This window comes from Streptomyces sp. AC550_RSS872 (assembly GCF_019049285.1).
Classification (GTDB): Bacteria; Actinomycetota; Actinomycetes; order Streptomycetales; family Streptomycetaceae; genus Streptomyces.
This window is the reverse complement of the sequence record NZ_JAGMUL010000058.1, coordinates 176,427-190,826: the sequence shown is the minus strand read 5'-3', so window position 1 is coordinate 190,826 and position 14,400 is coordinate 176,427. Positions and strand designations below refer to the sequence as shown.

Annotated in this window: 13 protein-coding genes; 4 read left to right on the top strand and 9 right to left on the bottom strand. The window is 71.3% G+C overall.

All coding sequences use genetic code 11. The features are described from left to right. Positions 1-154 precede the first annotated feature (154 nt). Entirely contained in the window at positions 155-1,411 is a 1,257-nt protein-coding gene (locus KUM44_RS23945; RefSeq protein WP_254390020.1) for an arsenic transporter, read from the top strand. A gap of 18 nt (positions 1,412-1,429) precedes the next feature. Next, a complete protein-coding gene (locus tag KUM44_RS23940; RefSeq protein ID WP_217210846.1) occupies positions 1,430-1,930 on the top strand; it encodes a universal stress protein in 501 nt (166 codons plus the stop codon). Positions 1,931-2,086: 156 nt separating this feature from the next. On the opposite strand, the gene KUM44_RS23935 is transcribed toward KUM44_RS23940, so the two are convergent. Further along, positions 2,087-3,088, bottom strand: a complete 1,002-nt coding sequence (locus KUM44_RS23935; RefSeq protein ID WP_217210845.1) for a LacI family DNA-binding transcriptional regulator — start codon at positions 3,086-3,088, stop codon at positions 2,087-2,089. 297 nt (positions 3,089-3,385) lie between these two features. Here KUM44_RS23935 and KUM44_RS23930 point away from each other — a divergent pair, with 297 nt between their 5' ends. Beyond that, entirely contained in the window at positions 3,386-5,446 is a 2,061-nt protein-coding gene (locus KUM44_RS23930; RefSeq protein WP_217210844.1) for a glycoside hydrolase, read from the top strand. A 60-nt stretch (positions 5,447-5,506) separates the two neighbouring features. On the opposite strand, the gene KUM44_RS23925 is transcribed toward KUM44_RS23930, so the two are convergent. The 6 genes from KUM44_RS23925 to KUM44_RS23900 form a co-directional block, all read right to left on the bottom strand. Continuing rightward, positions 5,507-5,887 carry a hypothetical protein gene (locus KUM44_RS23925; protein ID WP_217210839.1) on the bottom strand — a complete coding sequence of 127 codons (381 nt, stop codon included), beginning with the start codon at positions 5,885-5,887 and terminating at the stop codon, positions 5,507-5,509. A gap of 55 nt (positions 5,888-5,942) precedes the next feature. Continuing rightward, positions 5,943-6,230: an SCO5918 family protein gene (locus KUM44_RS23920; protein ID WP_217210837.1), complete on the bottom strand. Its 288-nt coding sequence runs from the start codon at positions 6,228-6,230 to the stop codon at positions 5,943-5,945. A 25-nt stretch (positions 6,231-6,255) separates the two neighbouring features. Then, the gene (locus KUM44_RS23915) at positions 6,256-7,752 is read right to left on the bottom strand and encodes a DEAD/DEAH box helicase (RefSeq protein WP_217210834.1); all 1,497 of its coding nucleotides are present in this window, start codon (positions 7,750-7,752) and stop codon (positions 6,256-6,258) included. 247 nt (positions 7,753-7,999) lie between these two features. Beyond that, the gene (locus tag KUM44_RS23910) at positions 8,000-8,203 is read right to left on the bottom strand and encodes a cold-shock protein (RefSeq protein ID WP_007383480.1); all 204 of its coding nucleotides are present in this window, start codon (positions 8,201-8,203) and stop codon (positions 8,000-8,002) included. Between the two features lie 239 nt (positions 8,204-8,442). After that, positions 8,443-8,781, bottom strand: a complete 339-nt coding sequence (locus KUM44_RS23905) for a MerR family transcriptional regulator (RefSeq protein WP_217210832.1) — start codon at positions 8,779-8,781, stop codon at positions 8,443-8,445. A gap of 131 nt (positions 8,782-8,912) precedes the next feature. Beyond that, positions 8,913-10,010, bottom strand: coding sequence for a substrate-binding domain-containing protein (locus KUM44_RS23900; protein ID WP_308402707.1), 1,098 nt, complete (start codon positions 10,008-10,010; stop codon positions 8,913-8,915). Positions 10,011-10,413: 403 nt separating this feature from the next. On the opposite strand from KUM44_RS23900, the gene KUM44_RS23895 reads away from it, so the two are divergent. Next, positions 10,414-12,018 carry an alpha/beta hydrolase gene (locus KUM44_RS23895; RefSeq protein WP_308402706.1) on the top strand — a complete coding sequence of 535 codons (1,605 nt, stop codon included), beginning with the start codon at positions 10,414-10,416 and terminating at the stop codon, positions 12,016-12,018. 85 nt (positions 12,019-12,103) lie between these two features. Here the strand turns inward: KUM44_RS23895 and KUM44_RS23890 are convergent, their stop codons facing one another. After that, on the bottom strand, positions 12,104-12,898 hold the full coding sequence (locus tag KUM44_RS23890) for a polysaccharide deacetylase family protein (protein WP_217210830.1): 795 nt from the start codon (positions 12,896-12,898) through the stop codon (positions 12,104-12,106). 152 nt (positions 12,899-13,050) lie between these two features. Beyond that, positions 13,051-14,274 (bottom strand): Ig-like domain-containing protein, encoded by a 1,224-nt coding sequence (locus KUM44_RS23885; RefSeq protein WP_254389972.1) that lies wholly within the window; start codon positions 14,272-14,274, stop codon positions 13,051-13,053. Between the last annotated feature and the right edge of the window lie 126 nt (positions 14,275-14,400).

The following is a 14,400-nucleotide window of genomic DNA, read 5'->3' as shown; positions in this document are numbered from 1 at the left end:
CCCCGGGCCAGGCCGGTGCCGGCGTAGGACGACGCGGTACCAGGCACCGCCGGCACCGGACGGGGTTCCGGGGGCGCTTACCTGCGCGGAGTACGGTGCGGCGAGATCACTCGCGCCCCGGCGGCCCGGCCGCCACCGCCCGGAAGGACCGAACCTGAACACCCCGCTCGCGGAGACCCTGTCCGTGGCCATGCTCGCGCTCGTGCTGGTCTGCGCCGTCGTCCGTCCCTTCAACTGGCCGGAGGCCGTCGTCGCCGTACCGGCCGCCGCGCTCGTCGTGGCCACCGGGGCGATCTCCCCGGCCCACGCCCTCGACGAGGCCGAACAGCTCGGCCCGGTGATCGGTTTCCTCGCGGCCGTACTGGTCCTCGCCCAACTCTGTGACGACGAGGGGCTGTTCCAGGCCTGCGGGGCGTGGATGGCGCGTACGGCGCAGGGGCGGCCGCGTCGGCTGCTGGGGCAGGTGTTCCTGGCCGCCTCGGCGATCACGGCCGTACTGAGCCTGGACGCCACGGTCGTGCTGCTCACGCCGGTGGTGTTCGCCACCGCCGCCCGGCTCGGCGCCCGCCCCAAACCGCACGTCTACGCCTGCACGCACCTGTCCAACACGGCCTCCCTGCTCCTGCCGGTGTCCAACCTCACCAACCTGCTGGCGTTCGCGGCGAGCGGGCTCAGCTTCACCCGGTTCGCCGCGCTGATGGCGCTGCCGTGGGTGGCCGCGATCGTCGTGGAGTACGTGGTCTTCCGGCGTTTCTTCGCCACCGACCTGGACGCCGGGGCCCAGGCCCCGCCCACCGGCGACGCCCCCCGACTGCCGCTGTTCGCCCTGGTGACCGTCGCGTGCACGCTGGCCGGTTTCGTGCTGACCTCGGCGCTCGGCGTCGACCCGGCCTGGGCGGCGCTGGCGGGCGCGACGGTCCTCGGCGCGCGGGCCCTGCTGCGGCGCCGTACGACGCCGAAGGCGCTGCTGCGGTCGGTCTCGGTGCCGTTCCTCGCCTTCGTCCTGGCGCTCGGGATCGTGGTCCGCGCGGTCGTGGACAACGGCCTCGGCACGGCCTTGGGCCACCTGATCCCGGACGGCACCGGGCTGCTCGCCCTGCTCGGCATCGCCGTGCTGGCCGCCGTACTGGCCAACGCGATCAACAACCTGCCCGCCGTCCTGGTCCTGCTGCCACCCGCCGCCGCGACCGGCCCCGGCGCCGTCCTCGCCGTGCTCCTCGGCGTGAACATCGGCCCCAACCTCACCTACGCCGGTTCGCTGGCCACCCTGCTGTGGCGGCGTATCGTGCACGCCCACGACGCGGAGGTGCGGCTGGGCGAGTTCACCCGGCTCGGCCTGTACGCGGTACCGGCGAGCCTGGGCGCCTCGGTGCTGGCACTGTGGGCGTCACTGGCCCTGATCGGAGCCTGACCGGAGGAGGCTGGACCCATGGCGGTGGTGGTCGTCTGGATCGTCGAGGGCACCTGGCCCGCCTGCGTGGACGCCGCGCGGCGGCACGCCCCCGAGGACGCCGAGGTCGTCCTGCTGCACGTCACCGGTCCCGATGTCGCGGACGCCGCCCACGGCGCGTTCGCCGGGCTCCTCGGCCGCGGCCACCCGGAACGCGATCCCGGCACCCGCGTGGAACACCTCGCCGCCGCCTCCGCCGAAACCCTCCTCCAGGCCGCCGCCGACCGCCTCGCCCGCTCCTGCCGCCGCGTCGAACGCACCGGCCGGACCGAACACGAGGTCATCACCGCGACGGCCGACGCCGACCTCCTCATCCTGTCCCGTGACGGGGACCGCACCCGCCTCGGCCCGCACAGCCTCGCCCCACCCAGCCGCTTCGTCGTCGACCACGCCCCCTGCCCCGTCCTCCTGGTCTGGCCGGAACCGGCCCCACCCGTGACGACACTGCCCCCTGCGCCGCCGCGGCCTCCCGTGCCGTGACGGACGGTGGCTGAGTTGTTCAGCCCGTCCGGCGTTTGAGGACGAGGCCCGAAGGGCCGACAGCGGGGGTCAGGGGGCGCAGCCCCCAGGGACGGGACGGGTAGGGGCGGCGGGGGCGAGTGATCCTGCCCCGCGACGGCGACCGCGCGGAACCTCCTAGCCGCCCTCCCGGGCACCCGGCGGCGCGCCCGTGCTCGCGCGGCGTACGAGACGCGTCGGGACCAGTGTCGTGCCGTGGGTCGTGCCCCCGTGGCGGATCTTGGTGATGACGCCCTCGACGCAGAGGCGGCCGACCTCGGCGAAGTCCTGGTGGATGGTGGTGAGCGGGGGGAGGAAGGATGCGGACTCGGGGAGGTCGTCGAAGCCGATGACGCTGACGTCGTCGGGGACCTTGCGGCCGCGTTCGTGCAGGGCGCGCAGGAGGCCCAGGGCCATCTGGTCGTTGGCCGCGAACACGGCCGTGCAGTCGTGGTCGTCGGCGAGACGCAGCCCCGCGCGGTAGCCCGACTCGGCCGACCAGTCGCCGCGGACCAGGGGCGGCGGGGTGACGCCCGCCTCGGTGAGGGCGTCGCGCCAGGCGTTGGCACGGCGCTGTGCGGCGAAGGAGCCCTGGGGGCCGGCCAGGTGCCAGACCGTGTCATGGCCGAGGTCCAGCAGATGCCGTACGGCGTCGCGGGCGCCGCCCGCCTGGTCGGTGTCGACGACGGTGTAGCGGTCGCCGGCGTCCGAGTCGGCCACCACGACCTGGACGCCGGGCGGCAGCGAGACCGTCGCCGCGTCGAGGAGGTGGATCTCCATGATGACGATGACCGCGTCCACGGCGAGTTCCCCGAGGCGGGAAAAGGCGCCGTTCACCTCGTCCTGCGTGGGGACGGCGACCGGCAGCAGCGTGACGGCGTAGCCGTGCTGGGCGGCGGAGGTCGCGATGGCCTCCAGGGTGCGGATGTTCCCGTGGGTGGAGAGCGAGAACGTGATCACGCCCAGGGTGCGGAACTCGCCCCGTTTGAGGGCCCGCGCGGCGCTGTTGGGCCGGTAGCCCAGCTCCCGCATCGCGGCCATGACCTGCTGCCGGGTCTCCTCGGTCACCCCCGGGAAGCCGTTCGAGACACGGGAGACCGTCTGGGAGGAGACACCGGCCAGCTGTGCGACGTCGGCCATGGAGGCGCCCTGGCGTGGGCGGGCGGCACGCCCGCGCGTGCGGCCTCCCGCGGGGCGCGTGTCCATCGGCGCGCCGTCTCTGTCCGTAGTCCCCACGCTGCCCCCTGGGTGCGCAACTTTCGGTTCCGGCCAACTCCTTGACCGCCGAGATTCGCACAGTGTAGACATCCCGCCAGCGGATGTTTACGTAAACATTACGAGCCGAAACCGGACGAGAACACACCGAACCGCATCGAACCGAACCGCATCGAATCCCGCACGGGACGCGCGGCGCACGGAAGAGCTGGAGTACTCGAGATGGCACACCGCACCCGCAAGAGAAGACTCCTGGGCATCGGCGTCACCGCCCTCGCGACCGGCACCGTGCTGGCCGCCACCACACTGCCGGCCACGCCCGCGGACACGACCGCCGCCGCTTCGGTCACCGTCCGGCCCGACCCGTCGTACAAGCAGGAGAAGTTCGAGGGCTGGGGCACCAGCCTGGTCTGGTTCGCCAACGCCACCGGCGACTACCCGCCCGCGATCCGCGAGAAGCTCGCCAAGCTGCTCTTCGGCGACGACGGGCTCGCCCTGAACATCGCCCGCTACAACATCGGCGGCGGCAACGCCCCGGACGTCAAGGACTATCTGCGGGCCGGCGGCGCGGTCGAGGGCTGGTGGAAGGCCCCGGCGGGCACCACCCGCGAGGACGTCGACTGGTGGGACGCGGACGACCCCGCCGACTGGAACAACAAGGCCGACAAGACGCAGCGCTGGTGGGTCGACCGCATCAAGAAGGACATCACCCACTGGGAGACCTTCAGCAACTCCCCGCCGTGGTTCATGACCGAGAGCGGCTACGTCTCCGGCAACTTCGACGCCGGCAAGGACCAGCTCAAGACCGAGTCCGTGGACGACTTCGCCAAGTACCTGGTGGGCGCCACCGAACGCCTCGAGAAGGCGCACGGCATCAAGGTCGACACCCTCGACCCGTTCAACGAGCCGAACACCGACTACTGGGGCACCAAGCTCGGTGCGGACGGCGAGCCCGTCGGCGGCCGTCAGGAGGGCGCCCACATCGGCCCCGAACTCCAGCAGAAGGTGCTCCGCGCGCTGGCCCCGACCCTGGCCGAGTCCCGTACCGGCGCGGAGATCTCCGCGATGGACGAGACCAACCCCGGCACCTTCGCCACCAACTGGAACTCCTACCCCCAGGAGGTCCGCGACCTCGTCGCCCAGATGAACGTCCACACCTACGGCACCAGCCGGCGCACCACCGTCCGCGACCTGGCCAAGGCCGCCGACAAGCCGCTGTGGATGAGCGAGGTCGAGGGCGACTGGGGCGACGGCCAGAGCTTCACGGACATGCGCCCCGGCCTGGGCCTCGCCCAGCGCATCGTCGACGACCTGCGTGAACTGGAGCCCCGCGCCTGGGTGTTCTGGCAGCCCGTCGAGGACTACGACAACATGAAGCCGGGCGGCGAGTCCGCGAAGGGCGGCAACTGGGGCGAGATCCAGCTGTCGTTCAGCTGCACCTCGAAGGACACGCTCGAAAGCTGCCCGATCCACACCAACACCAAGTTCGACACGGCCCGTAACTTCACGCACTACATCAAGCCCGGCGACCGGCTGATCAAGACGAACGACACCTCCAGCACCGCGGCGGTCTCCCGCAAGGGCGACGCGGCGACCGTCGTCCACGTCAACAGCACCACCGAGGCCCGCGACGTCACGCTCGACCTGTCGAAGTTCGGCCGTATCTCCCCCTACGCCACCGTCACCCCGGTGGTGACCAGCGCCGACGGCAAACTGGAGAAGCAGAGGGCCGTGCGCGTCACCGGAAAGCAGGCCACGGTCGCCGTGCCCGCCCAGTCCGTGACGTCGTTCCTGGTCAACGGCGTCTCCGGCGTCGCGAAGGACGCGGCCGAGCTGCGCCAAGGCCACACCTACCGGCTGACCGGCGTCCAGAGCGGCAAGGACCTCACCATCGCCGACAACGGCACCGGCCTGGTCATCAGGAGCGCCGACGCCTCCGACCCCACCGGTCAGCAGTGGCGCCTGGAGCAGATCAGCGGCAACGGCAGCGACAACCGCAAGCGGTACGCCTTCACCGAGGTGACCGAGGACAAGCGCCTGGCCGTCCGGGACGGCGCCCTGGTGGCCGAGCCCGACGAGGGCCGCCGTGACAGCGCCGCCCAGTGGATCATGTCGACGACCGGCGACGGCACCTGGACCCTCGTCAACGCCGCCACCGGCCGCCTCGCGGACGTCTCCGGGGAGTCCACGAGCGACGGCGCCTCCGTCGGCGTGTGGCTGGCGAACTCCGGCGCCAACCAGCGCTGGACGGTGACCGACGTGACCGGTGACAACGCCGCGTAGACCGAGCAGCGCGTCAGCCCCCGGCTCCTCCCCGCAGGCGAGGGGAGGAGCCGGGGGCTTTCACTGGTCCGAGTAGCCGATGTCCCCGATGGTCCAGGCGCTCACGTCCTTCAACGCGACGCGGTACATGCCGCCGCTGTCGGGGATGCCGAAGCTGCCCTGGAGGATCCGGGCGACATGGAAGTGGAGATGCGTGGGTCCGGTCCCGTCTTCCGGCCGGTGGCCGCCGTCGTCCTGGGGCGGGGTGAACGCGGCGGCGAACGGCCGCAGGTGGTCGGAGTCCCGCAGGACTTCGGCCACGCGTTCCTTCCACAGGCCCTCCGGGGCCAGCCGTCCCGTGATGACGGCTCCCGGGATCACCACGGTCAGGGACATCTGGCTGCTGTGCCGCGACTCCACCATCGCGGCGATCGCGACGAGCAGGTCGTCAGGGTGCGTCATGTCTCAGGAGCCTAGCCCGACCACGGCCGTCACGGTGCGGGCAGCGACGCAGACGTCACCAGCCCAGCGCACCCTCGGCGCCTCGCGTGCCCGCGGCCGGCGCGACCGGAGGGGTGTCGTGGCAGGTGAAACCCAGCCGGGTCAGCGCCCGGCGCATCTCACCGGCGGTGAAGTCGCGACGGTTCTGCCGGGTGATCACTTCCCCGACCTGCATCACCGGGTAGACCCGGCGGCCGATGGTGACGGCGACGCCCACGAGGGGTTCGGGCGTGACGCCGCTCATCGACTGCTCGACCTCGCTCTTGATGAGGTCGAAGGGGAAACGGGCGATGACACAACGCATGGGTGCCTCCACGGAGTTGCCTGGGCTACGGGGTGTTCCTCGGGGTGTTCCTCGGAGCAGAGCGACGGTTCCGGGTGGTGGAGCGTCCGTTTCCGCTGCGGTCGGCTGTCCGCCCGTTGGTGCCACGGCCGGTGCCGCCCCGTCCTCGCCGGCCGCGGCCGGGGGTTCCCGTGCGTTCGCTCTGCTCGGCGGGCGGCGGAGTGAGGCTGACGGGCACGCCGGACGGGGTCCGGGCGCCGGTGATGCGGTGCAGTTCGGCCTCGCCGGGCCGGACCTGCGCGGAGCGCGGTTTGATGCCGGCGTCGGCCATCAGACGGTCCATCGCGCGCCGCTGGTGCGGCAGGACGAGGGTGACGACGGTGCCGGACTCGCCGGCGCGTGCGGTACGGCCGCCCCGGTGCAGATAGTCCTTGTGGTCGCCGGGCGGGTCGACGTTGACGACGAGGTCGAGGTCGTCGACGTGGATTCCGCGGGCGGCGACGTTGGTGGCCACCAGGACGGTGACCTCGCCGTCCTTGAAGCGGGCGAGCGTCTTGTTGCGCTGCGGCTGGGACTTGCCGCCGTGCAGGGCCGAGGCCCGCACCCCGACGGACAGCAGGTGCTTGGCCAGCTTGTCCGCGGCGTGCTTGGTGTCCAGGAACATGATCACCCGGCCGTCACGGGCGGCGATCTCGGTCGCGGTGGTGTGCTTGTCGGCGTCCTGCACGTGCAGCAGATGGTGTTCCATGGTGCTGACGGCGCCCGCGGACGGGTCGACCGAGTGCACCACGGGGTCGTGGAGGTAGCGGCGCACCAGGAGGTCGATGTTGCGGTCCAGGGTGGCCGAGAACAGCAGCCGCTGGCCGCCAGGGGCGACCTGGTCGAGCAGGGCGGTCACCTGCGGCATGAAGCCCATGTCGGCCATCTGGTCGGCCTCGTCCAGGACGGTGACGCCGACCTGGTCCAGCCGGCAGTCGCCCCGTTCGATGAGGTCCTTGAGCCGGCCGGGGGTGGCGACGACGACCTCGGCACCGCCGCGCAGCGCGGTCGCCTGCCGGCCGATCGCCATGCCGCCCACGACGGTGGCGAGCCGCAGCCGCAGGGCGCGGGCGTAGGGGGTGAGCGCGTCGGTGACCTGCTGGGCCAGTTCCCGGGTGGGGACGAGGACGAGCGCGAGCGGCTGTCGGGGCTCGGCCCGCCGGCCGTTCAGCCGGGCCAGTACGGGCAGGCCGAAGGCGAGCGTCTTGCCCGAGCCGGTGCGGCCCCGGCCCAGTACGTCCCGTCCGGCCAGCGCGTTCGGCAGCGTCGCCGCCTGGATCGGGAAGGGCACGGTCACGCCCTCGGCGGCGAGCGCGGTCAGCAGCCGGGCCGGAAGTTCCAGCTCGGCGAAGGTCGCGACCGCGGGCAGCGGCTCGGTGAGGGTGACCGGCAGGGTGAACTCCTGCGGACGGGTGGTAGTGGTGCGTGCTCGGGGGTTCTGCCGGCCCGTCTTGTGGGCGCGGACACGACCTGAGCTGCCGCCGGTACGGCGGGTGCGGTTCATGGGGAACCTTCCTCGATCCGGCGTATCGAGGAATTCTGCCCAGCGGTGGGGAACCGCACGCGGATTCACAAGAATGAGCCGAGGGAAATACGAAAGGCCGCTCGGCGGGGAAGCCGGGGCTGTCAGTGATCCGGGGACTCCGGGATCGCCGAGGGCTGAGAGAACTCAGGGAACTCGGGGAAAGCAATGAGCTGGGGCCCGCACCCCAAGAGCGCGGGCCCCAGCTACATGTTCGCGACAGTCAGCGTCAGGCGGGAACGATGTTCTCGGCCTGCGGGCCCTTCTGGCCCTGCGTGACGTCGAAGGTAACCTTCTGGCCTTCCTGAAGCTCGCGGAAGCCGCTGGTGGCGATGTTCGAGTAGTGGGCGAACACGTCAGCGCCGCCGCCGTCCTGCTCGATGAAGCCGAAGCCCTTTTCCGCGTTGAACCACTTCACGGTGCCAGATGCCATATTGAATCTCCCTTGGGGGGCAGTACCGGAATCCGCACTTTACGGATCCGAGTCGCCGCGATGATCACCCCTCCGGAAAGATCCGGAAAGCTCTGCAAAGAAACAAGTCTCTGGCAACCAAAACTGCAACTGCTATCACGCTAACACAGTCGGGGCGGAAGCCTCCGTGCATTTTCGGCACCGTCCGGTAATTCTCGTCCCGCCGTGGGCCGTAATTCTGTGCCGGCCGGACCAGGTATCTAGGCGTCCGCGTCCCGTTCGTCCAGCCTTCGGCGCATGTCCCGGACCAGCCGGAGGGCGTCCTCCAGCTGGTCCTCCAGGGAGACGATGCGGCAGGCGGCCTCGATGGGGGTGCCCTGGTCGACGAGCTCACGGGCGCGGGCGGCGATACGCAACTGGCGGCGGGAGTAGCGGCGGTGGCCGCCCTCCGAACGCAGCGGGGTGATCAGCCCGCTGCCGCCGACGGCACGGAGGAAGGCGGGGGTGATGCCGAGAACGTCGGCGGCTCGTCCCATGGTGTAGGCGGGATAGTCGTCGTCGTCGAGGTTCCCGGCGACGGGGGCGTTCTCAGCGGGCATAGCACCTTCAATTCGGGGACACGACGAGGCGCCCGGGCACCCTCTGCCTCGTCCGACAACCCTAACGCCGCCGGGCAGGGAGATGTGGTTCCGCGACGACAGACTTTCCCCGCCGCGGGAGGGAGGTGTCCTCATCCGGTGAGTCCGGCCTTCTGGCAGGCGGCCGCGAACTTCGGCGTGCAGATCTGCTGGAGCGTGTAGACGCCGTCCTTGACGACGGTGGACCTGATGTCGTCGACGGTCACGGGTACGGGGTCGAGCCGGACGGCCGGGACGTTCTTGGTGGTGGCCGTGTCGACCGTGGTGTCGGTGAGGTCGGTGATGTCCTCGCCGCGGCCCAGGGCGACGGCCATCCTCGCGGCCGCGTCGGCCTCGGCCTTGAAGGGCTTGTAGACGCTCATGTACTGCTCGCCCAGCACGAGGCGCTGTACCGCGGCGAGGTCGGCGTCCTGGCCGGTGACGGGGGGCAGCGGGTCGATGCCGGCGTACTTGAGGGCGGAGATCACGCCGGCGGCCAGCCCGTCGTTGGCGGCGTAGACGCCGTCGATGCTGTCGGCGCCCAGGGAGGCGAGGGCGTTGTCCATGTTGGTGTGGGCGGTCTCCTGGCTCCAGCCCGGGGTGTCGTACGACTTGCCGATCGTGACCTTGCCCTGGAGGACGGAGAGAGCGCCCTTCTTGAACGCGATGTTGGTCGGGGAGGTCTGCGGGCCGTTCATCATGACGACCTGCCCGTCGGCCGCCCTGTCCCCCAGGGCCCGCAGGAGCGCCTCGCCCTGGAGCCTGCCGACCCGTTCGTTGTCGAAGGAGACGTGGGCCGAGATCGGGCCCTCGACGAGGCCGTCGTAGGCGATCACCGGGATCCCGGCGTCGTGGGCCCTCTCGACGGAGTGGCGCAGCGACCTGAAGTTCACGGCGCTCAGGAGCAGGACCTCGACATCCCTGTTGATCATGGCCTCCACCTGTTGCTGCTGGGTGGCGACATCCCCCTCGGCGTTGGCGTACTCCAGCGTGCAGTCCGCGCACAGCTCCGTGACCTTCTTCTCGATCAGCGGCTTGTCGAAACTCTCCCAGCGCGTCTGCACGTTCTGGCTGAGCAGCAGCCCGACCCTGAACCCGTCCTCACCGGAGGCGCTCCCGCCCGAGCCGCAGCCGGCCAGGGCCACGGCCACGGCCACGGTCGGCGGCAACGCGGCGGTGGCAAGGGCCCTACGACCCCGATACACACTCACGGGGGCCTCCCTGGCTCGTCCGGGAACGTCCGAGAACCCCCTGACCGCCCACGCCGGCCACTCACTTCAAGGATAGGCCGGGCAGGGACCGGTACCAGTTCGGCGCGCGATCGGCACGCCCGGCACGTCGGCGAGCGACGCCTTGATCAGAGCGGCCTGCCGCCGCACCGCTTCCCGCGTCCCCGGGCGGGGCCGTCGGGCCCGGCATCGAGAACCGCCTCGACCAGTAGGTCCTCGCAGGAGGCGGCAGCCCGGGCCGGCGCAGAACGCGGGGATCCCGGTCGGCGTCAGCTCGGAGTTCGGCGCCCGTCAGAGCTGATGCGGTCTCATTTCCCTTGATTCACAAGGTCGTTGGGCCGAAGCTGTGGTCCGTCTGTGAACCCTGATTCATGGAGGAGTGTCAGTGACGTCCAACCCCCCACTGATCCCGCGTGCGAAGGCGCGCAGGAGACTCGCTGTCGGAGCCGTCGTAGCCGCGCTGTTCGGTCAGTTGCTCGCCGGGACGGCCGTGGCCTCGTCGGACAAGACGCCCGCGACCGGGCGAATAGCCTGGAAAGCCTGTGAAGCACCGCCCGGACAGGGCGCTTTAGGCCGTTTCGAGTGCGCCACCCTCAAGGTGCCCGTCGACTGGAAGCGGCCAGGCGGTGCGACCTTCGACCTGGCGCTCGCCCGGCACCTGGCCACCGATCCCGGGCGACGGATCGGCTCGCTGCTGATCAACCCGGGCGGCCCGGGCGGATCCGGCGTGGACTTCGCGCTCGGAGCGCCCGACACCTTCTCGCCCGAACTGCTGGCGCGTTTCGACATCGTGGGCTTCGATCCGCGGGGCGTCGGCCGCAGCAACCCGGTGAAGTGCGACATGGACCGGGTGACGGCCCAGGACGCGCTGCTCTACCCCGACAGCGCCGCCTCCTTCGCCGCCCTCCGGCAGGCGAACCGCGCGCTCGGCGAGAGCTGCCGTGACCTCACCGGGCCGCTGGCCGACCACATGGACACCGGGAGCGTCGTCCGTGACCTGGACGCGATCCGCGCCGGCCTCGGCGAGCAGCGGATCAGCTACTACGGCGTCTCCTACGGCACCGCGATCGGCCAGCAGTACGCCGAGCGCTACCCGCACCGCGTCCGCGCGATGACCCTCGACTCGAACATGGACCACAGCCTGGGCAACCGGGGGTTCCAGAGGACCGAGACCGACGCGCTGGAGTCGTCGTACGGCCAGTTCGCCGACTGGTGCGCCCGTACGCCGTCCTGCGCGCTCCACGACCGTGACGCCCGCGCCCTGTTCGACTCGCTCTACAAGCGCGCGGACGCCGGTGAACTGGTCCTGCCGGGCGACCCGCCTCGGACGGTCACCCCCGAGGACCTCCAGACCATGGCCCTGGGCAACATGTACGACCCGGCCGGCTGGTTCGACTACGCTCAGACCCTCGCCGACCTGGACGCCGCCGACCCCGCGGCGGCACGGTCCCTGCGGAAGTACGGCGAGCCGGTGGACTACCCGTTCCACTCGGTGATGTGCCAGGACTACGACCTCGACGTCCCCTCGTACCGCACCCTGGCCCGCCTCGAACGCGAGCTCAACCGCCGGGCCCCCGTCACCCGGTTCAGCCCGCTCGGCTGGACGGTCCAGACCGGTTGCCAGAACTGGCCGGCCGAGGTGACCAACCCGCAGCGCAGGCTCCGCGTCGACGGGACCCCGCCGATTCTGATGACCAACAGCCGCTTCGACCCGGCCACCCCGCACTCCTGGGGCGCCAACGCGGCCCGGCAGATCGGCCGCGAGGCCGTGCTCCTCACGTACGACGGTGTCGGCCACGGCGACTACTGGCTGAGCCCGTGCGCACGGGACGCCATCGACACCTACCTCACCACCCTGAAGACCCCCCGCAAGGGCACCCACTGCCCCGCGGTCTGGCCGACGGCGACCCCGTCCGCCGAACGGCAGCCGCCGGCCGGCGACCTCGTCAACCCGCTGCCCGACCTGCTGGGCCCGGGGACGTACCGGTGACCGTGTGACGCCGAACGGTCGGGGCGGTAGAGGGCCCCGGCTCGAACTCGGGCCAGGTCGGAGGCGAACCGACCTGGCCCGGGTGTCAACGGACCGGGAAGCCGAACGCGTACCCCTGCTCCTTCAGCCACGGCAGGACCTCGCGCAGCGCGGCCACCGTCTGGGAGCGGTCGCCGCCCGCGTCGTGGAAGAGCAGGGTCGGGCCGTTGGAGATCTCGTTCTTGACGGTGGCGACCATGGCGGCGGTGCCGGGGAGTTCGAAGTCCTTGGAGTCGATGTTCCAGCCGAGCGGGCGCATTCCGCGGGACGCGGCGAGATGACGGCTGTACGGCGTGAAGGCGCCTCCCGGGGCCCGGTAGTACAGCGGGCGGACGCCCCCGGACGCCTCGGTGATCATGCGTTCGGCGTCCAGGATCTGCTGTGACTGGTAGGCCTCGGACTTGCGGTCCATGGTGACGTCGTGCGCGACCGTGTGGTCGCAGAGCCGGTGCCCGGCCGCCACCACCGTCCTGACCAGGTCCGGGTGGGCGCGAGCCTGCGTGCCCACCATGCAGAACGTGGCCTTCACACCGTTCTCCCGCAACACCTCCAGCACTTGGGGTGTCCACACGGGGTCCGGCCCGTCGTCGATGGTGATGTTGACGCTCCGGGCACCGCCGTCCGAGGCATGCGCGATCTCCGCCGACACCGGCGTCGACTTTCGGCCCTGCGGCTGCGCGGGCGACTCGGCGGGCGGCGCCGACACGCCTGCCTGGGCGGGCCGTCCCCCGGGGGAGCCAGCCTGCGCGTTCCAGAACGAGGTCATCGCGGCCACCGCGGTCACGCCGAGCGCCGCCGCGAGCACCTTGCCGTACCATCCCCGTCCGCCGCTTCGCACCATGTCCTCTGTTCCTCGCCGTCGCCGTGGCCTGTGCATCCGGCAAGAGGGGGGAAAGCGGCCGAGGGATCCGTCTGTTACCGATCACGCACAATTCGACCGGGCCGGACGGCGTGACCTGCGGGGTCATCAGTGCGTGCTGCTCTCACCTCACCTCACCGCAGCGCGCTCTTGTGCTGCCACTCGCTCCAGGAAAGGTTCCACGCGCCGAAGCCGTTGCCGGGGGCGACGACGCCCTTGGTGTCCTTGCCGGTGATCTCGAACGGGTCGCCCGGCCGCACCTGCCCGTAGAACCAGGCGGCGTTCGCGTCGCTCATCCCTATGCACCCGGAGCTCTGGTTGGAGTTGCCGAACCAGCGGGCGTTCCACGGGGCGGCGTGGGCGTACATGCCCGACCAGGTCAGCCGCATCGAGTAGTCGACCATCTTGTTGTACGCGTCGGCCAGGCCCACCGTCTCGGAGTTCATGTTGATCGTTCCTTCCTTGGCCATGAGCACGGCCGTCCCGCGCCAGGAGCGCTTGTCGCCGCCCGGGGTGCCACCCGAGACGGGTATGCGCCGGACGGTCTCGCCGTCGCGTTCGAGGGTGAGCTGGTGGCGGTCGAGGTCGACCTTGACGATCTGCCGGGCGCCGATGGTGAAGGTGGTCGAGTAGTCGCGTACGAACCAGCCGCCGTCGGCGCCCGAGTCGGTGCCGTTCAACTCGGCGTTCAGGGTGACCTTGGTCCCGGGCTTCCAGTACTCCTTGGGCCGCCAGTCCACCCGGTCCCGGCCCGAGTAGTCGCGGATCCAGCCCCAGGAGCCCTCGGTGTCGTCCGAGGTGGTGATCCTCAGCTGCTTCTCGACCTCGGCGCGGTTCTCGACCGGGTTGTCGAAGACCAGGGAGATCGGCTGGGCGATACCGACGGTGGAGCCGGTGCCCGGCCGCCAGTCGACCTTGTTGACCTTGCCGGCCGGGGCCGTGGTGAAGGAGGCCCTGGTGCTCTTGGCGGTGCCGCCCTCGCTCCGGGTCGCCGCCGTCACCGCGTACGCCGCGCCGGGTACGGCCTTGCGGTCGGAGACCCACGAGCGGCCGTCGGCGGCGACCTTGCCGGTGAGCCGGTGACCCTCGCCGTCGGTGACGGTCACCGAGGTGAGCCGGCCGCCCGAGGCGGTGACCTTCACGGGCTCGCCGGCCGGGACCCGTCCTCCGGTGGGCGTGACGGTGACCGTCACAGGACGGTCGTCGGCGGTCGGCTGCTTCACCTTGGTGCCGGGGGCACTGGGGGAGCCGTTCGAGGAACAGGCGGCGAGGGGCAGCAGCAGGGCGGCCACGACGGCGGCCCGGACGCGGGCAGGGGCGAGTACGCGGCTGCGCGGCAGTACACGGGTGCGCGACAACAGGACCTCCGGGAGGGCGGGAAAGCAGTGGGCGGTTCGGCGATGTCGTGACTGTAGAGCCGTAAAACCCGAGGTCAGCCGCCCTGGGGCAAGGTGACGGCGACTGGTGCGGAACGGTCATGGTCC

What these genes read in the sequence shown, in the direction of transcription:
- KUM44_RS23935 (WP_217210845.1), bottom strand. Translation starts at nt 3,088, where the DNA reads ATGGCCGACGTCGCACAGCTGGCCGGTGTCTCCTCCCAGACGGTCTCC.
- KUM44_RS23890 (WP_217210830.1), bottom strand. Translation starts at nt 12,898, where the DNA reads ATGGTGCGAAGCGGCGGACGGGGATGGTACGGCAAGGTGCTCGCGGCG.
- KUM44_RS23910 (WP_007383480.1), bottom strand. Translation starts at nt 8,203, where the DNA reads ATGGCATCTGGCACCGTGAAGTGGTTCAACGCGGAAAAGGGCTTCGGC.
- KUM44_RS23925 (WP_217210839.1), bottom strand. Translation starts at nt 5,887, where the DNA reads ATGACGCACCCTGACGACCTGCTCGTCGCGATCGCCGCGATGGTGGAG.
- KUM44_RS23930 (WP_217210844.1), top strand. Translation starts at nt 3,386, where the DNA reads ATGGCACACCGCACCCGCAAGAGAAGACTCCTGGGCATCGGCGTCACC.
- KUM44_RS23940 (WP_217210846.1), top strand. Translation starts at nt 1,430, where the DNA reads ATGGCGGTGGTGGTCGTCTGGATCGTCGAGGGCACCTGGCCCGCCTGC.
- KUM44_RS23905 (WP_217210832.1), bottom strand. Translation starts at nt 8,781, where the DNA reads ATGCCCGCTGAGAACGCCCCCGTCGCCGGGAACCTCGACGACGACGAC.
- KUM44_RS23915 (WP_217210834.1), bottom strand. Translation starts at nt 7,752, where the DNA reads ATGAACCGCACCCGCCGTACCGGCGGCAGCTCAGGTCGTGTCCGCGCC.
- KUM44_RS23920 (WP_217210837.1), bottom strand. Translation starts at nt 6,230, where the DNA reads ATGCGTTGTGTCATCGCCCGTTTCCCCTTCGACCTCATCAAGAGCGAG.